The 19145-nt window shown below is 52.4% G+C and carries 12 protein-coding genes; 8 read left to right on the top strand and 4 right to left on the bottom strand.

All coding sequences use genetic code 11. The annotated features are described in order from the left end of the window. The gene (uvrA, locus tag XYCOK13_RS14045) at positions 1–2865 is read left to right on the top strand and encodes an excinuclease ABC subunit UvrA (protein ID WP_213412799.1); all 2865 of its coding nucleotides are present in this window, start codon (positions 1–3) and stop codon (positions 2863–2865) included. Between the two features lie 101 nt (positions 2866–2966). Here the strand turns inward: uvrA and XYCOK13_RS14050 are convergent, their stop codons facing one another. After that, positions 2967–3368, bottom strand: a complete 402-nt coding sequence (locus tag XYCOK13_RS14050) for a response regulator (protein ID WP_213412800.1) — start codon at positions 3366–3368, stop codon at positions 2967–2969. 448 nt (positions 3369–3816) lie between these two features. Between XYCOK13_RS14050 and XYCOK13_RS14055 the strand changes: the two genes are divergently transcribed. Beyond that, positions 3817–4020 (top strand): hypothetical protein, encoded by a 204-nt coding sequence (locus XYCOK13_RS14055; protein WP_213412801.1) that lies wholly within the window; start codon positions 3817–3819, stop codon positions 4018–4020. Between the two features lie 173 nt (positions 4021–4193). Here XYCOK13_RS14055 and XYCOK13_RS14060 read toward each other — a convergent pair whose 3' ends face one another. Then, positions 4194–5162, bottom strand: a complete 969-nt coding sequence (locus XYCOK13_RS14060) for a sugar phosphate isomerase/epimerase family protein (RefSeq protein WP_213412802.1) — start codon at positions 5160–5162, stop codon at positions 4194–4196. 265 nt (positions 5163–5427) lie between these two features. On the opposite strand from XYCOK13_RS14060, the gene XYCOK13_RS14065 reads away from it, so the two are divergent. Further along, positions 5428–7974, top strand: coding sequence for a U32 family peptidase (locus XYCOK13_RS14065; protein WP_213412803.1), 2547 nt, complete (start codon positions 5428–5430; stop codon positions 7972–7974). A gap of 142 nt (positions 7975–8116) precedes the next feature. Here XYCOK13_RS14065 and XYCOK13_RS14070 read toward each other — a convergent pair whose 3' ends face one another. After that, a complete protein-coding gene (locus tag XYCOK13_RS14070; RefSeq protein ID WP_213412804.1) occupies positions 8117–8860 on the bottom strand; it encodes a Crp/Fnr family transcriptional regulator in 744 nt (247 codons plus the stop codon). A gap of 148 nt (positions 8861–9008) precedes the next feature. Here XYCOK13_RS14070 and XYCOK13_RS14075 point away from each other — a divergent pair, with 148 nt between their 5' ends. From XYCOK13_RS14075 to XYCOK13_RS14095, 5 genes are all read left to right on the top strand, one after another. After that, positions 9009–12926, top strand: a complete 3918-nt coding sequence (locus XYCOK13_RS14075; RefSeq protein WP_213412805.1) for an S-layer homology domain-containing protein — start codon at positions 9009–9011, stop codon at positions 12924–12926. A gap of 184 nt (positions 12927–13110) precedes the next feature. Beyond that, the gene (gene pcrB / locus XYCOK13_RS14080) at positions 13111–13806 is read left to right on the top strand and encodes a heptaprenylglyceryl phosphate synthase (RefSeq protein WP_213412806.1); all 696 of its coding nucleotides are present in this window, start codon (positions 13111–13113) and stop codon (positions 13804–13806) included. A 34-nt stretch (positions 13807–13840) separates the two neighbouring features. Beyond that, positions 13841–16111 carry a DNA helicase PcrA gene (gene pcrA / locus XYCOK13_RS14085; protein WP_213412807.1) on the top strand — a complete coding sequence of 757 codons (2271 nt, stop codon included), beginning with the start codon at positions 13841–13843 and terminating at the stop codon, positions 16109–16111. A 65-nt stretch (positions 16112–16176) separates the two neighbouring features. Beyond that, complete coding sequence (gene ligA / locus XYCOK13_RS14090) at positions 16177–18192, top strand: NAD-dependent DNA ligase LigA (RefSeq protein ID WP_213412813.1); 2016 nt, start codon at positions 16177–16179, stop codon at positions 18190–18192. Between the two features lie 194 nt (positions 18193–18386). After that, entirely contained in the window at positions 18387–18779 is a 393-nt protein-coding gene (locus tag XYCOK13_RS14095; protein WP_213412808.1) for a hypothetical protein, read from the top strand. Between the two features lie 165 nt (positions 18780–18944). Here XYCOK13_RS14095 and XYCOK13_RS14100 read toward each other — a convergent pair. Then, a partial coding sequence (locus XYCOK13_RS14100; RefSeq protein ID WP_213412809.1) for a hypothetical protein occupies positions 18945–19145 on the bottom strand: 201 nt, incomplete at its 5' end.

Genomic DNA, 19145 nt, shown 5'->3' on the forward strand with positions numbered 1-19145 from the left:
GTGGCCAAGGATCAAATCATTATCAAAGGGGCGAGAGCCCATAATCTGAAAAATATAGACGTAACGATACCGCGGGACAAGTTTGTCGTGCTGACCGGATTGAGCGGCTCGGGGAAATCCTCGCTTGCCTTCGATACCATTTATGCGGAAGGGCAGCGCCGATATGTGGAATCGCTGTCGGCGTACGCCCGGCAATTTTTGGGTCAGATGGACAAGCCGGATGTCGATTCCATCGAAGGCTTGTCTCCGGCCATCTCCATAGATCAGAAGACAACCAGCCGAAATCCGCGCTCGACTGTCGGAACCGTTACAGAAATTTATGATTACTTGCGGCTGCTGTTCGCGCGAATCGGCAGGCCGCATTGTCCGACGCACGGCATCGAAATCACCTCCCAGACTGTGGAGCAAATGGTCGACCGCATCATGGAATATCCGGAGCGCACACGCCTTCAAATAATGGCGCCGCTTGTGTCCGGCCGAAAAGGAGAGCACGCCAAGCTGCTCGCCGATATTCAAAAGCAAGGGTATGTGCGTGTTAGAGTTAACGGGGAGATCCGCGACCTCAGTGAGAAGATTGAGCTGGAGAAAAACAAGAAGCATACCATCGAAGTTGTGGTGGATCGTATCGTGGTGAAAGCGGACGTCGAGACTCGACTTGCCGACTCTCTGGAGACTGCCTTGCAGCTTGGGGAAGGGCGTGTGCTTGTTGATGTGATGGAAAAGGAAGAACTGCTTTTCAGCTCCAGCCTTGCTTGTCCGGAATGCGGCTTCAGTATGGATGAGCTGTCGCCGCGCATGTTTTCCTTCAACAGTCCGTTCGGGGCATGTGCGGAATGTGACGGCCTCGGCAGCAAGATGAACGTGGACCCGGACATGCTTGTGCCGGACAAGAGCAAGTCCATCGAGGATGGCGCATTCGAGGCATGGGCAGGCAGCACCTCCAACTACTATCCGCAGTTTCTTGCCGCGGTGTGCAAGCATTACGGCATTTCGACAGACAAGCCGATATCCGAGCTCTCTGAGGACCAGATGAAGAAGATTTTATATGGGACAGGCGGGGAGAAGATCCGATTCCGTTACGAGAATGATTTCGGCATCAGTCGCGATGCGATGGTTCCATTTGAAGGGATTGTCCGGAATTTGGAGCGCCGTTACAGGGAAACAGCCTCGGAAGGCATTCGGGAATTTATCGAAGGCTATATGAGCGCCAAGCCATGCACAGCGTGCAAGGGTGCCAGACTTAAGCCGGAGATACTTGCAGTAACGGTAGGCGATGCAAATATCTCGACTCTGACCGAGTTGTCGATCCGGGATGCGCAGCAATTTTTCGCCTCCTTGAAGCTGAATGACAAGGAGCAGATGATTGCGAATCTCATCCTGAAGGAAATTAATGAACGTCTGGGCTTCCTCGTCAACGTGGGCCTCGACTATTTGACGCTGAGCCGTGCTGCGGGTACGTTATCCGGCGGGGAGGCTCAGCGCATCCGCCTGGCAACCCAGATCGGCTCCAGCTTGATGGGGGTACTCTATATTCTGGACGAGCCGAGCATTGGCTTGCATCAACGCGATAACGACCGCTTGATCCGCACGCTGGAGCATATGCGGAATTTGGGCAATACGCTTATTGTGGTGGAGCATGACGAGGATACGATGCTTGCGGCCGATTATATTATCGATATTGGTCCCGGAGCGGGCATTCACGGCGGCCGTGTTATTGCGCAGGGCACGCCGCAGGAAGTAATGGCGAACCCGGACTCGCTTACAGGCCAATACCTCAGCGGCGCACAGTTTATCGCAGTGCCCGATGAGCGGCGCAAGCCGAATGGCAAGTGGCTGGAGATCAAGGGAGCGAAGGAAAACAACCTGAAAAACGTGAGTGTCAAGTTCCCGCTTGGCGTCTTTACTTGCGTCACCGGGGTTTCCGGTTCGGGCAAGAGCACGCTGATTAATGAAATCCTGTACAAGGCCTTGGCTCGTGACCTTAACCGGGCAAAGGTGCGTCCGGGTGAGCATAAGTCTATTTCCGGATTAGAGCACATTGAGAAAGTGGTGGACATCGACCAGTCGCCGATCGGGCGCACGCCGCGCTCCAATCCGGCAACTTACACCGGGGTATTCGATGATATCCGCGATGTATTCTCCGCCGTGCCGGAAGCAAAAGTACGAGGCTACAAGAAGGGGCGTTTCAGCTTCAACGTGAAGGGCGGACGCTGCGAAGCTTGCCGCGGCGACGGCATTATCAAGATTGAGATGCACTTTTTGCCGGATGTGTACGTGCCTTGCGAGATATGCAAGGGCAAACGCTACAACCGGGAGACGCTGGAAGTCAAGTATAAGGGGAAGAGCATCTCCGACATTCTTGACATGACCATTGAAGATGCATGCGAGTTCTTCAAGAACATTCCGCGCATTCACCGCAAGCTGCAGACATTGCTGGATGTAGGCTTAAGCTATATGCGCCTGGGCCAGCCGGCTACGACACTCTCAGGCGGGGAAGCGCAGCGGGTGAAGCTGGCGTCTGAACTGTATCGCCGCAGCACGGGCAAAACGCTTTATATTTTGGATGAGCCGACTACAGGCTTGCATATCCATGACATTCGACGCTTGCTGGAAGTGCTGCATCGCCTGGTCGATTCCGGAGAGACCGTTTTGGTTATCGAACATAATCTCGACGTGATTAAGACGGCAGACTATTTAATCGATTTGGGTCCGGAAGGAGGCAGCGGCGGAGGAACAATCGTTGCCCAGGGGACACCGGAGAAAATCATGGACACAGCACAATCCTATACAGGCAAGTATCTGAAGCCTGTGCTCGAGCGCGATCGAGCGCGGAGCATGCAAGCGAGAGCAGTTGGCGCCAAGTAAGTTCCGCTGACTCTGCTTGGCCAAGGACCATGCGGAAATAAGAAGAGCTGTTCCCAGCGTTATGCTGAAGGAACAGCTCTTTCATTAGCTATCCGCATTCATTATGAGGTTCTTTCAAGGATAGTTTCAGTAGGTGTTGTGCCCTTGGAGATGACCTGCGCGATTGCGCTGCTGACCATTTCCGGGCGAAATGGTTTAATGATGTAGTCCTTAGCGCCGCTCATGATCGCTTCCAGCACAACCTTCTGCTGACCGATAGCGGAACACATGATAATCTTGGCATTCGCATCAAACTGCAATATGTGCTTCAGCGCGGTAACGCCATCCATCTCCGGCATCGTTACATCCATCGTGACCAAATCGGGTCGGCAAGAACGATATAGCTCCAATGCTTCCATTCCGTTAGAGGCTTCACCGGCAATCGTATGTCCGCAATCGAGCACGATGTCTTTCAACATATCGCGCATCATTGGAACATCGTCGACGACCATAACGGTAGCCATGACTCTCATCCCCTCTATCCGCCTGCTCTCTCTTTCTTCTATTATCGGTTATTTTGCGTAAAAACGAAAGAACTTTTTGTAAGAATATTGAATTTCCTTTCAGGTTGCACACGGTTTGCTAGAAGATTGCGATGGCGCTTTCTGGTCGCTCTTGTCATAAAAAGTGGCACAATTGGTTATCGTATAAAGACAGGCCTCATATGCGCAAGCATCTGATCATTCATAAGCCGGGCCAGCACATTGACCAAGGGGAATGAAATGATTTACAGTAGCAGCGGATTATTATAAAATAAGTGAGGACGAAAGCGGCAATTCAGGGCAACCCTGACGGGGGCAAAGGAAATCGTGACAAACTTGTTACAATTGACGACTACCCGTTGCCTCGCCGTCCCAAAACCGCTACACTATATATCAGTGCTATTGCCTGAGCGGAAAAGGAGGAAAACCTATGTTTTTAGCGGAGACCACGAACTTTTTTGGATTTGACATTTTTGTCATCCTGTTTTCCATAATCATTGCAATCGGATTTATCCGCTTAATCACAGCCAAGAAGAAGAATCTGTTCGCGATCGGATTCGCATTTGTAGCGTTGGCTACCTTCCTGCTGCTGGACGGGCTTGTTGTGGCCAACTGGATGGGCAAGTTGTCCTAATCCGGACACACATGTAGGCACGGGGGCCATTTAATCGGCAACATTGCTGCAACAGCGTCTTTGGACGGAGTGACCGTTCGGGGGTGCTGTTTTTTATTTGTGCAGAGAAAAAAGCCGCTCCATCGCTGGAACGGCTTTTTTTTTTTACAGGTGCTGCAGGACATCCGATGAAGTTAAACCCACCACATTTCCCCGAGCGGTTCGCGAATAAGCACTTGCTGCAGGTTTGCCACGGCTTTGCTAAAGCCTTCCTCCACGGACATAAGGCCGTCTTCGTGCTCAATGCTGACGACATAGTCATAGCCGACAAGGCGCAATGCGCTGATGATGTCCGCCCATACTTTGAGATCGTGGCCAAAGCCGACTGAACGGAACTGCCATGCCCGATCCAGCATGTTCGTATACGGCTGCATGTCTGTGACGCCGTGCATGTTGACATTGACGGGATCAATGGTCGTATCCTTGGCATGGAAGTGATGGATGGCGCCTGCGCGACCAAGAATCTGAACGGCTTGAACAGGATCGATGCCCTGCCACCACATATGGCTCGGGTCCAAGTTGGCGCCGATTGCTTCGCCGGCAGCTTCACGCAATTTTAACAGAGTGGCAGGTGTATGTACGGAGAACCCGCCATGCAGCTCAAGACCGATCTTTACATTCCGATCGGAAGCATATTTTGCCATCTCGGTCCAATAAGGAATGACTTTCTTTTCCCACTGCCAGTCGAGTATTTCTTGGTAATCGTTCGGCCAAGGAGCAACGGGCCAGTTCGGGTATTTCGCATCTTCATGGTCGCCGGGGCACCCGGAGAAAGTGTTGACTACAGGGACTCCGAGCTTGGAAGCCAGATCGACCGTTTTTACAAATGTGTCATGAAAAGGCTCGGCAATCGCTTTTTGCGGGTGGAGCGGGTTGCCGTGGCAGCTGAGGGCAGAAATCATCAGTCCGCGAGACTCGACTGCATCCTTGAACGCTTTTAGCTTGCTTTCATCGGCAAGCAGTTCCGCCGGATCGCAATGGGCAGTGCCCGGGTAGCCTCCTGTGCCGATCTCCACTGCGTCAAGCCCTTTGGCTTTGACGTAATCGAGCATCTCCTCAAAGGATTTTTGTGCGAACAATACTGTGAAAACACCAAGTTTCATCTGTTCCACCTCCGTATAAGATAAGAACGGTATAATAGACATATACACATCCCATTATAGCATTGCCCGAAATAGGATCAAAATGCGGAAAGTTGCCGGGATTGTATGCGATTTTGAGGTTGAAGAGCTATTGTTGTGCGGATTCGTCAAGGTTGGTATGATGAAGCATATGCGCATTGGCGGTTAACAGTTAGGCGGCAGGTTTGAAATGGTTGATTGGTGAACCGTTATGAATAGAAAAATCCATATGAACGGAGGTACCGGTATGCCAGAAGTGCTGACAACAGCGGGGCAATTTAGAACCGGCACTAAAAAAGACGTGGAGCTGTTGGCTCCGGTAGGCGATTGGGATGGCATGCGTGCGGCGGTAGCGAACGGAGCGGACGCCGTATTCTTCGGCGTGGAGAAATTTCATGCCCGTGCGCGGAATAAAAATTTTACGATGGACGAGCTTCCGGAAATTATGCGCTTTTTGCGCGGCTACGGCGTTCGCGGCTTTCTGACCTTTAACATTTTGATCTTTGAAGAGGAGCTGCTGTCTGCGCAGGAGCTTGTAGAAGCGTGCATCGACGCCGGCGTGGATGCGGTCATTGTGCAGGACTTGGGCCTAGTCAAGATGATTCGGGAAATCTCGCCGGATTTCCCCATTCACGGCTCCACCCAGATGACCATTACGTCGCCGGAGGCCGTGGAATTTATCAAGCCTTGGGATTTGGAGCTCGTCGTGCTCGGCCGTGAGAACAACCTGAAGCAAATTCGCCAGATCGGCGAGCAGGCCAAGCTGCCGATGGAAGTGTTCGTGCACGGCGCGCTTTGCGTGTCCTACTCCGGTCAATGTCTGACCTCGGAAATGTGGGGCGGTCGTTCGGCGAATCGCGGAGAGTGCGCGCAGGCGTGCCGTCTCCCATATGACATGGTTGTCGACGGAGACGTCAAGCCCATGGGGGACGTGGCGTATCTGCTCAGCCCCAAGGATTTGGCGGCGGTTGATCTGATACCGGAGCTGATTGAAGCGGGCGTTCGCTCTTTCAAGATTGAGGGGCGATATAAAAGTGCCGAATATGTAGCCAATGTGGTGAGCAAGTACCGCAAGGCGATTGACGACTATTATGCGGGCAAGCAAGGGGGACCCAGCCGGGAGGAGATGCGGGAGCTGCAGCAAAGCTTCTCGCGCGGCTTCACTCATGGCTTTCTGAAAGGGACGAACAACAAGCAGCTGGTTGACGGAACCTTTCCGAAGAGTCGGGGCGTTTATTTGGGCACGGTCCTTACCGTCCATCGTGACAGTGTTGTGTGCAAGCTGGAAGCCCCGCTGAAGCGCGGAGACGGCATTGTATTCGATGCCGGAGATCCGACACAGGAAGAAGAAGGCGGGCGCGTGTATGATTTGCGGCGGAATGGCCAGAAGCTTGACGGCGAAGCGGGAGAAGGCTGGCAGGTGGAAATTGTGCCGGGTCGCCATGATGTGAATGTGAAGCGCGTGCATGTGGGTGATCGGATCTGGAAGACGAACGATCCGGCTCTGGATCGCCGACTGCGGCAATCCTTTGAAACAGAGCGGCCTTATCGCGTGTTCCCGCTGCATGTGCGGGTCACGGGTTCGGCAGGGCAACCCATGAAAACATGGTGGACAGACGTGGAAAAGGGCAAGACGGTCATTCTTGAATCGGAGATGCCGCTGGAGACGGCATTGAAGCGTCCGCTGGACGAAGAGCTGCTGCGCGAGCAATTCGGTCGCACAGGCGGCACCTTGTACAAGCTGGACGCAGTGGAGGTCCAATTGAAGGGCGATGTGATTGTGCCGAAGAGCGAGCTGAACCGAATGCGTCGGGAAGCGGTAGAACAACTGGAGGAATTGCGCAAGCAGCCGCCAATTTATATGAAGCGCAAAGTGGACCCGTATGCCGATGGCTTCGACAGAGGGGCGCAGCGGCCAGCGTTGGCGGCTTCTCCTGCGCTGACCGTGCTGTGCAGAAGCCTGGATCAAGTTCGGGCGGCAGCAGAGCATGGCGCTGCGATGATTTATGCAGATTTCGAGTTTATCAAGCAATTCCCAGCTGCTGTAGAGACGGCCCGTGCCGCCGGACAGCAGATTGGACTGGTGACGCCGCGCATCCACATGCCGGGGGAAACCGGATACTTCGAGCATATGCTGCGTCTGCAGCCAGATGCGATTCTCGTGCGCAATACCGGTGCGCTGTATTATCTAAACAAGAAGCGGCTGGAAACGGGAGAAGCCGCGGCGTTCCCAAGGTTGGTCGGCGACTTCTCATTGAATGCTGCTAACCACAAAACAGTCCAATTGCTGCACGATGCCGGCTGCGAACGGGTCACGCCGTCTTATGACTTGAACATCCAGCAGATGATCGACTTGATGCGCCGAACCGATACGTTCCGATTGGAGCTCGTGCTGCATCAGCATTTGCCGATGTTCCACACCGAGCACTGCGTCTACTGCACTTTCCTGAGCGAAGGAACCGATTATACGAACTGCGGACGTCCCTGCGAGCAGCATCGCGTCAGCCTGAAAGACAGGATCGGCATGGATCACCCGGTGCGAGTCGATGAGGGCTGCCGCAATACTGTCTATAATGCGATCGAGCAGTCCGGGTCTGAGTATTTGCCGCAATTTCTGGAGCTGGGGGTCAATCGTTTCCGCATCGAATTTCTGGAAGAGTCGGCGGACAAGGTGCGCGAGGTTCTGATGCTGTACGGCGAAGCTTTGGCCGGACGCATATCGGGCACTCAAGTGTGGCGCAAGCTGAAGGCTACGAATCAGCTGGGTGTGACCCGCGGACAACTGGTGAAATAACTTGTATCACAAAAAAGGACGCCTTGTCACATTAGTAATGTGACGGCGTCCTTTTTTACATGGCATCGAAAACTGTGACTTAAGTCTCAAATGAATGAGGAAAAAAGTCGCAAGCATTTTGTCGAATGCGATACTGAAAGGCTCAGTTGCTTGAGCTATCATAAACATGAGTATTGTGCCACTTGCTATTTTCATCCATATCCGCTTTGCGGCCAGCAATATTTTGCAAAGCTTGTATATCCAAAATGTAGATATACCTTCGCCGGATGTCCAGTATGCCTTCTCGCTGCAATTCTTTCATAGTGCGGGCGGTAGATTCCCTGCCGGAGCCGATCATGCTTGCGAGATGCTGTTGGGTGAATTTCCAATTGATTTTGGACCCTTCCGATGTGGAAAGACCAAAATTTATATACAAATCAATAAGCAGATTAGCGACACGCACGCGGATATCGAGAAAGGCCAGATATTCAACCTTGCGATCCGCCTGGGACAGTCGCTCGCTCAGAATAAATATGGTTTTCCGCAAAATGTCGGGATAAAGCTTGGTCAGTTCCAGCAGATCCGGTTTTTTGATCATCCAGAGGACGGTTTCCTCAAGGGCGGCGACAGATGCGGTACGGCGATTGTCGTAATGGAATACTTCCAGCTCGCCAATTACCTCACCCGGAAATTGATGACCGAAAATAATTTCTTGTTCTTCATTCTGTCGATATATTTTGAGCGTGCCTGACTTGACAATGTACATTTCATTGCCTTCATCACCATGGAAATAAAGCACTTGTCCTTTAGGATAATGTCTCTCCGTAAACATCGATTCTACTAATTTTTTGTGCGATTCTGCAATCATGTCTTTAAAGAAAGGGGTGTCCACAACAGATGCAAACAAGAAAAGTACCTCCTCTGTCAGATCGCAGCTCGAAGCCACTGTGGATGACTAGCATTAGGAAAGCGTCGCTTCCAAATCCTGATAGCTAGCTATTACTATCTTATAGCAATTGTATCGGGATGACAATCATGAGGAGGAATCAACGTAAATGAGTGCATTAAGAAGAAAACTGTTTTTATTCATGCTAGTCGTTGCTGTAATTGGAACTGCGGCGATGCCTGTGTCGTTGGCGAAATCTTTCGACGATGTTGAGGGTCACTGGGCGCAGGCTCCCATCGAAACATGGAACCAGCAAGGCGTCGTCGTTGGAGACGAGAGGGGATTTCGCCCGAATGATCCGGTGACGCGGGCTGAATTTGCTGTCATGTTGAACAATATCATGAAGTATACGCAGACAGGTTCGAACCCATTTGCCGATATCGTGTCAGGCCAATGGTATTATGAACCGATTTTGAAGCTGCATGCCGCCGGCGTGATGAACGGCTATGACGGGCAGGCTATGCCGCAACAAAAAATTACTCGTCAAGAAGCTGCGGTGATGGTGGCGAAAGCTCTGGATGCTAAAGCCGAGAGCGAGGCGCTTTCTTTCAAGGATGCAGAAGAGATTGCGGATTGGGCTGTGAATGAAGTGCGGGCGCTCATGTCTCTTAATTGGCTGAGCGGCATGCCAGACCAGACGTTTCGCCCCGCGGAATCGCTGACCCGCGCGCAAGCGGTTGCATTGTTTGACCAGGCGATCCAGTCCTTGATCCAGCATGCGGGTACATACCAACATGATGTCGCAGGAAATGTGGTAATCAATGCAGCGGATGTTACGCTGAAAAGCATGAAGATTTCAGGCGATCTGTATATTGCACAGGGTGTGGGCGAAGGAGACGTTATCCTGGAAGATGTGGAAATCGAGGGTTCCGTTCATGTATATGGCGGAGGGATCAACTCCATATTGTTCAACAATGTACAAGTGCATGGAGCGCTTATAGTCAACAAGTACAACGGTCAAGTGCGGATTCTGGCCACAGGGAATACTTCCGTATCGCTGACTGTTCTGGAAAGCGGTGCGATGCTGGTAACCAGGGAACTGGTCGGCGGAGGATTTGAAGTTGTGGAAATCTCCGAAGAAGTTGTTGCAGGCCACCAGATCGTACTCGATGGCGTCTTTAATCGGGTTATCAATCGTTCGGAATCCGCTTCCATTACGGCAAATGGGACGATTAAAGAATTGGTCGCAGAGGTGGACACGAACATAAACGGTGAGGCAGTAATTGAGTCCATTACGGCTGGAGACGGGACGAATGTGACTGTCGATGGTCGACCGGCTGGGAATGGCAATGCAGGCAGCCCCGGCTCGGGAGGCGGCGGAGGATCTGGCGGAAACAGACAGGTGGCTGTTACGGGGGTGTCTATTGACCAAGAGCAAGTATCGCTTGTTGTTGGGCAAACCTATCAGTTGACGGCTTCAATCCAACCGGCGAATGCAACGAATCGGCAGGTTGCTTGGTCAGTGGTCGACGGCAGTGACGATGTGATCAGCATCAGTAGCGATGGGTTGGTTACAGCGGTAGGTCCGGGTGCCAAGGATGTGCGCGTTACAACCCAAGACGGTGGCAGGACCGACCAAATCACGGTTCTTGTGACCAAGCCCGTACTCGGTTTTGCGTTGGAACCGTATACGGCGGACATTGCCGATTCCGAAGTTGCGGACAATGCAGCAATTCTTGCAAACAGCAGCAATGTACAAACTACAAGTGTGACTGCATCTGTCTATCAAGCGGCAGTCCATCATGCGATGGCAATTGGGCAAGCAGGTATGCAAGTGACTGGAGATGCAGGTGAACGCTATCTGAAGCTGGTTATTCATGTGCTTGACCAGGAAGGGCAGCCCCTCGCTGATAGTACCGGTATTCAGGCGACCGTTACCGGTTCTGCTTATGCACATGCAGCCGCGTTCGGCCACGGACTGTCCAGTCATCCAAGCAGTCTGGTATTGACAATGGATGCAGGCAATCCGGAAGCAATCCAGCATTACCAGCTTGTTCTTAAGCATGACCATTTCACAACGACAACGTTAGATCTTCAGTTTATTCCGGCAGGAACTGCTTGGTTGTCCGGCATGAAGGAAATTACAGGATCAGCGACTGTCGGGTCAGAGTTGACGGCAGGGACGCTTTCTTATGAAGGGACGCCTGTGAACGGGAATGTCCGTTATCAATGGCTACGCGGGGATCAGGCTGAAGGATTGTATGAACGCATTGAAGGCGCCCATTTGCCAGTCTACGAAACAACGGCTGACGATGGCGGGAAATATATTAAGGTTATCGCTAGTGCGGATCAACTACAGGTAGGGGGTTTTGCGGTAAGCCCGCCGTTTGGACCGATTGCGCTGCCGGTAGATCCGGATGAAGTTTTTGCCGCGATTGAAGAGCTGTTCTTGAAGGCGAACAGTAATCGCAACAATATCATTTCCGATTTGAATCTGGTAACCGCATTGGACGACTTCCCTGGTGTGGAGATCACATGGACGTCGGATAATGAAGCGGCAATTACCTCGGATGGCATCGTTGTACGTGATCCGCAGAACGATCAGTTTGTCACCTTGACGGCGACTTTGAGTGGTCTGGCGTCCGGAACGAAGACGTATTCACTTATCGTTCGTGCGGAAGGGACAGACAATGTTGAGCTTGAGGGCTTTATCGATCCGTACTTTGCGGACAACTATCCGCAAGCGTATATGAAGGACGGCACCATATGGGTTCGTTTCCAACTGGATCAGCCTGCCGAAGTGTTTATGATCGTCAACTCCTACAACGGCCGCTGGGAAGCGAGTGTGAAGGCAGTACTCGAGGGGCGGGCCGGTGTCGATCAGGTGATTTATGCCGATAGGTGGCCTTATTTCAAAGTAGACGATCCCGGACAGATTTTTGATTTCAATACTTGGGTTCCGTTGTATGATCATGATGCGCGGGTTGAATTTGTAATCGTCGATCGAAATAATGACTATACATCTGAGAAGGTAACATCGATCGTTTTCGACAAAGAGTTGGTCGAAGCGCTCGATACAAAAGCACCTGAGAAACGCGGCTTTTATATCAATGCTGCAAGAGACGAATTGTACTTGTACTTCCATGAGCATCTGGATTTGGGCAGTGTTCCGGCGCCAGGGGACTTTGCCTTGAACTACGGAACGGTTAACGGAGTTTCCTTGTACAACTATGAAGGCCAGACGGCGAACTATGCCGATTCTTATGTCAAATTGGCTGTCTCCGGCATTGCGGCCAATGAAGTGGAGAATCTGACAGTTACCTATACGGGCAATGCGCTGCAGGATACGGCGGATGCCAGAAATAAAGTGGAAAAATTTGAAGCCGAGCACGTGATCGCTGGCGAAGGGGAAATCTTGAATACGATTATCAGCTCCGACCGAAAGCATGTGCTACTGGAAATCGAGCCGGGCTGGAACCCGTACGACAATAGCGGGTTCAATGCAGCAGATGTTGCCAGGTTCACTGTCCAGACGGAAGGCGGCTCGATTCGAGTGCCAGATCGGTCGACTTATAGGTATACGTATGATACGCTGTGGTATGAGCTGAAGTTTAATGAAGCATTGCCGGCGGGTGATGTTGCGGTTACGATGGATGCATCAGGTATTGTTGGCTGGGCCAAGGATCACTATCCGTCGCAGCTGCAATCGGATGAAGTCACTGTATTGCCGGCTCCCGGCGCTCCAAGCGCCGTGTACAGCGTTTGGGATAAGACGCTGCTACTAACTTTTGCCGAGGGATTCCGGGGGTATTTCAGCAGCTTCTTAGTAGCAGGACTGGCAGTGGAAGTGGATGGCATCGAGTATGCGCTGCGAGGATTTAGCGCTTACATGGAAGAAGATACGAATGTACTGCGGGTTCATTTCCACAGCGAATATGACGAGCATATTCGGGAAGCGATGGAAACCGGCGTTCAAGTTCGTGTCAAATACACGAAAGTAAATGGGGAAGACCCGCTACAATTTACTGACGCAGCAGGTGCGCTGATTCCGGATTTTGACTATGTGCCTGTTACCGTGCAGCCATAAAGAAAGAGATTGCATTGCAAGCAGCACCTTCCATACTTGGAGGGTGCTGCTGCTATTTTGTGCTTGCACGGACTGCATGGACCTGCTCGATTTTTCGACATTTGACTCTCCTCTCCACCTGACTTAGACTCATGGTATAATCATCATTGGAGTAAGGAAAGCGACGCAGGAAGGGGCAAGTGGTGTGGAAGCAGCCGGTGTTGTCCGCGAGTGGCGGCATGTGTTCAAGTTGGACCCGGAACGTGACATAACAGATGATGCATTGGAGCGAATATGCATGTCGGGAACGCATGCAATCCTGGTGGGAGGCTCCAGCGGCGTGACATTTGAGAATACGGTAGAATTGCTCTCGCGCATACGGCGATACACCTTGCCTTGCGTGCTTGAAGTGAGCGATCAGGAAGCGGTAGTGCCGGGCTTTGATTTTTACTTTATTCCTATGGTGCTGAACAGCCGTGATCCGGATATGATAGTAGGCCGTCAACAGCAGGCGATCCGTACCTATGGCACGAGACTTCCCTGGGAATGGATCGTTCCGGAAGGCTATGTTATTTTGAATGAGGAGAGCACGGCTGCAGCGGTTACGAAGGCGAACACTTCGCTGGACGTGCATGATGTCACAGCCTACGCCAAATTGGCGGAAACGCTTATGAACCTGCCCATCTTCTATATTGAATACAGCGGCAAGCTGGGTGATTTGGACCTCGTTCGCGCGACGAAGCGCGAACTGGACAGAGCACGGTTATTTTACGGTGGCGGCATTCACGACCTGGCATCTGCCCAAGCGGCGTTGGAAGCAGCTGATACGATCGTTGTAGGCAATGCGCTTTATGAAGATCTGGATGCAGCGTTGGAAACGGTTCGGGTACTGGAGGAATAAACGGGACTTATTTGAACAAAGGGGTTTTTGCTATATGTTTCAGGAATCAGTCGATATACAAGAAGCGGTCAGTCGCTTGAATCCGCAGCAGCGAAAAGCGGTCGAAAGCACCGAGAAGCCGTTGTTGATCATGGCCGGAGCGGGCAGCGGCAAGACGCGTGTGCTGACCCATCGCATTGCATACCTTATTGCTGCGAACAAGGCGGCGCCGTGGAGCATTCTGGCGATTACCTTTACCAATAAAGCAGCGCGCGAGATGCAGGATCGAGTATCCAGGTTGGTCGGTCCATCCGGCGCGGACATCTGGGTTTCGACGTTTCACTCCATGTGTGTGCGTGTTTTGCGCAGGGATATTGAACGGATCGGCTACCGCTCGAACTTCACCATTTTGGATGCAGGCGATCAGCAATCGGTCATTAAGAACTGCCTGAAAGAGCTGAATATCGATGCGAAAAAATTCGATCCCCGCGGCATCCTGTCCCTTATCAGCGGAGCGAAGAACGAATTGCTGACGCCAGAGCGATACGAGCAAAAAATCGGCGACTACTATCAGGAAGTGGCGGCCAAGGTCTATAAGCTTTATCAAAAAAAGCTGAAGAGCAACAATTCCCTGGACTTCGATGATCTGATCATGAAAACGATTGAGCTGTTCACCGAGGTTCCGGAGGTGCTGGAATTTTACCAGAACAAGTTCCGCTATATTCACGTGGACGAATATCAGGATACGAACCGCGCGCAGTATATGCTATGCCGCATGCTTGCGGACAAGCATCGCCGCATCTGCGTGGTCGGGGACAGCGACCAGTCAATCTATCGCTGGCGCGGAGCGGATATCAGCAATATCCTGAACTTTGAAGAAGACTATCCGGAAGCCGACGTGATCATGCTGGAACAGAACTATCGTTCCACGGCGAATATTCTTAAGGCAGCCAACCAGGTTATCGCCAACAACACCGGGCGCAAACCGAAAAATTTGTGGACCGATCGCGGGGAAGGCCCGAAGGTACGGCTGTATGCTGCGGATTCCGAGCATGACGAGGGGTACTTCATTGCTAAATCAATTCGGGAAAATGTAGAAAACGGAGGAAAGCGCTACTTCGACCATGCGATTCTTTATCGCACGAATGCGCAGTCGCGGGTGCTGGAGGAAATCTTGATCAAATCCGATATCCCTTATCAAATCGTCGGAGGCATCCGCTTTTATGAGCGGAAGGAAATCAAGGACCTGCTCGCATACCTGCGTCTTGTTTCCAACCCGGACGATGATATCAGCTTTGCCCGCATCGTGAATGTGCCCAAGCGCGGGGTAGGCGGTACGACGATGGATAAGCTGGCTGCCTATGCTGCAGCTGAAGGCATCTCGTTATTTGCAGCTGCGGCGGATGCATTTGCTATTGGCATTACGGCCAGAACTGCGGGAGTGTTGCAGGATTTTCGTGAAATGATCGAGCAGCTTGCTGCGCAGGCGGATTATTTATCCGTGACCGAGCTGACCGAGCAAGTTCTGGAGCGAACGGAATACCGGCTTGAACTGCAGCAGGAAGGAACACTCGAGTCGCGTTCGCGGCTGGAGAATATCGACGAGTTTCTGTCCGTGACCCAGGAATTTGAGAAGCGGAACGAGGACAGGTCGCTCGTGGCGTTCCTGACCGATCTGGCATTGATCGCCGATATCGATACGGTGGACAATGACGGCGAGGAGCTGAAGGATGCGGTTATCCTGATGACGATGCACAGTGCCAAGGGACTGGAATTCCCGGTTGTGTTTGTGGCAGGGCTGGAGGAAGGCGTCTTTCCGCATATGCGCTCGCTGGAGGAGCCGGAGGAGATGGAGGAAGAGCGCCGGCTTGCTTACGTCGGCATTACCCGAGCGGAGGAGCAGTTGTACTTGACTCGCGCGCAGATGCGCACGCTGTTCGGCCGCACGATGTCCAACTTGCCTTCGCGGTTTTTGAAGGAGTTGCCGGATGATGTAATGGAGGATGTGTCGCCGCAGCGGGATTTCCGCAGCTTCGTGTCCCGGACCGCTAGCAGCGGGGCTGCAGGCAGTGCCGGCTTGAGACAATCGCGTGTGACCTGGAGTCCCGCAGGACGCAGCGATGCTGCGTCAGCCTCTGGCGGAGGTGCGGAAGCAGGCGACAAGAACTTTGCTGTCGGGGACAAGGTATCGCACAACAAGTGGGGAACCGGAACGGTCGTGTCCATGAAGGGCAGCGGCGACGATACCGAGCTGCAAATTGCGTTCCCGGCTCCTGTGGGCATCAAGCGTCTGCTGGCGCGGTTTGCTCCGATTGCGAAGGTGTAGGGCAGGAAGTTCAATTAATTTGCCGTAAAAGGAAGGGATCGAACGTGAGCGATGCAATCGCGCGTATGGAGCAGCTGGTGGCGGAGCTGAACCGTCTTAATTATCATTATTATACGCTGGACGATCCGCTCGTATCGGATGCAGAATATGACAAGCTCTACGATGAACTAGCGCGGCTGGAGAAGGAATCGGGCCAAGTGCTGGACGATTCGCCAACGAAGCGGGTAGGCGGCGAGCTGCTGAAGGGCTTTGACGAGCACCGCCATCTGGCCCCGCTCTGGAGCTTGGACAAAGCACAGGACAAAGAGGATTTGCTCGCCTGGCATACCCGTGTGCAGAAGCTGGTCGGGGATTACAACGAAAAGCACCCGGATCATCCGCTGCCGGTGCCTTCCTTTGTAGTGGAACTGAAATATGATGGACTTACGTTGAATTTGACTTATCGCGATGGACGGTTGGTCCAGGCGGCGACTCGCGGCAATGGCGTTGTCGGGGAAGGTATTTTGCCGCAGGTTCGCACGATTCGCAGCATCCCGCTGACGATACCGTACACAGAAGGGACGATTGAGGTACAGGGCGAAGGCATCATGCATTTGTCCACGCTGGAAGCCTATAACCAGACAGCGGCAGAACCGTTGAAAAATGCGCGCAACGCTGCCGCAGGAGCGCTGCGGAACTTGAATCCGGCCGTGACGGCTTCGCGGAAGCTCGATGCCTTTATTTACAATGTGGGGTACAGCGATAACGTGTCATTTTCCGATCATCAGGAAATGGTTGCGTTTTTGAAGGACAATCGCTTTAAGGTGAATCCATTCATTCGGTTCTGTGCATCGATTGAGGAAGTGGCGGAAGAACTGGAGCAAATCGTGGCGCGCCGTCACGAGCTGGACTACTTGATCGACGGGGCTGTTGTCAAATTGGCGGATATGCGAACCCGCGAAGTGCTGGGCTATACGGAGAAATTTCCTCGCTGGGCGGTAGCTTTTAAGTTCGAGGCGGAAGAAGCTACGACGATTTTGAAAGAAGTGAATTGGGAGGTCGGCCGGACGGGCAAGATCACGCCAGTTGCCAAGGTTGAGGCAGTGGAGCTGGCAGGGGTCACCGTACAAAACTGCACCTTGAACAACGCGGGGGATATTGAGCGCAAACAGCTCAAGCATGCCTTGGGCTCTCTCGTGTACATTCGCCGTTCCAATGATGTCATTCCGGAGATTTTGGGGAAAGTGACGGAAGAGGCAGACGGTGAGGTAGTTGTCGTGCCGGAGCATTGCCCGGCCTGCGGCTCTGACCTTGTCATGCGCGGCGCGCACTTGTTCTGCGAAAACCGCCTTGGCTGCACGCCGCAGCTTATCGGTCGGATCACCCACTTTGCTTCGCGCGACGCGATGGACATTGAGACGTTCAGCGTGAAGACTGCGCGTCAGCTGCATGCCGAATTGGGCGTGCGCGATCCGGCCGACCTGTACGACTTGCAGTTCGAGGACTTGGTCAAGCTGGAGCGCTTCGGGGACAAAAAGGCGCAAAACTTGCTAGATGCCATCGAGAAGAGCAAGTCGCGCGATTTGGCTTCGTTCCTTTTCGCATTAGGCATCCCGAACACCGGCAAGACAACGACGAAGGTGCTTGCCGATCACTTCGGAAGCTTGACTGTAGTCCGTGCAGCGCATCGGGATGAGCTTGTGGCTATTCATGATATCGGCGAGATCGTGGCGGACAGTATCGTGAATTTTTTTGCCGACCCGATTATGAAGGAAAGCATTGACCGCATGCTCGCAGCCGGTGTAAAGGCAGAAGCCGGGGCACCCACCGCGGCGGCGGAAGCGCTCGGCGTATCGGTGGAGGATAGTCCGTTCAACGGCAAGACGGTCGTGTTGACCGGGACGCTGACTAGTATGACGCGCGATGAGGCGAAGCAGCTGCTGGAGGCAGCGGGCGCCAAGGTGACCGGCAGTGTATCGAAGAAGACCGACTATGTGGTGGCGGGCGAAAGCGCCGGCAGCAAGCTGGCGAAGGCGCGAGATCTAGGGGTTCCCGTTGTAGACAATGAGGAAGAGCTGCGCCGGATGCTTGGGATGGACTGAGGCTTTTTAGGCAATGGAAGGGTCTGTAATATTTCCATTCCAGGTTCGTGATGGTGCAAATATGACAAAGCAGCCAGAGCTCCGATTCGGGGGCCGGCTGTTTTTTTTTTATATCCATATAAATACAAGCAAGCGTTCTACCGATATAGAACGTAATCCATAGTTGCACTTTACTTAAAGGGAGGAATTTAACGTTGTCCAGTGTACATGATGTTGCAGCGGCGAAAACAGGTTTGAACACTTATGCCAGACATAAGAATGAGCTCGATGAGGTTTTTAAGATCGTATTCAACGATTCGCTGACATCTGCGGAGAAAAAACAATTGATAAGCAATATGATGCTTCGGCGGCAATCCGAGAGTTTGCAGAACCAACTTAAGACGAACCTGGAAGCCCTTAAGAAACGTTTAGAAGAACAACATTCGGAAGAAGATGTTAAAGGAAATGATCCGGATCATCATGTCGAAAAAGATATGGATACCATTTCCATTTCAGACGAAGCGCTTAAAAAGTTCGAAGAAGCTCGGAACGAAACCAAATCTGAACAACATAGCAGTAATGAGACATCGGACAAGCAGCATACATAAGCGGCGTTACCTTGACCCTTGGATGCGGATTGGAGAGTTGAGGTAAAAGATGAAACAATTGAGCTTGCTATTCCTTCTCCAAATGTGATACATTATCACTTGCCGCCAGTAATCGCCGAAAGCGGGACAAAGAGCATGACGGCTATAGCTGTGTGAGATGATTCTTCACTTGCAACGGAGCACATGCTGTGAGCTACTGGTCACGTTGGAAATTACGCTGGTGAGGCTAATGATCGGGAAAACCTGATTGAGAATAATTTCCGGTTGCAAAGCTGGAACAAATCTGATAGTATATTTTCTTGTCACCACGTTAAGCCGAACGGCGTAGCGGGACAAGCAAATGCTCTTTGAAAACTGAACAGCGAG

The sequence above is a fragment of the Xylanibacillus composti genome (genome assembly GCF_018403685.1).
In the GTDB taxonomy this organism is placed as follows: Bacteria; Bacillota; Bacilli; order Paenibacillales; family K13; genus Xylanibacillus; species Xylanibacillus composti.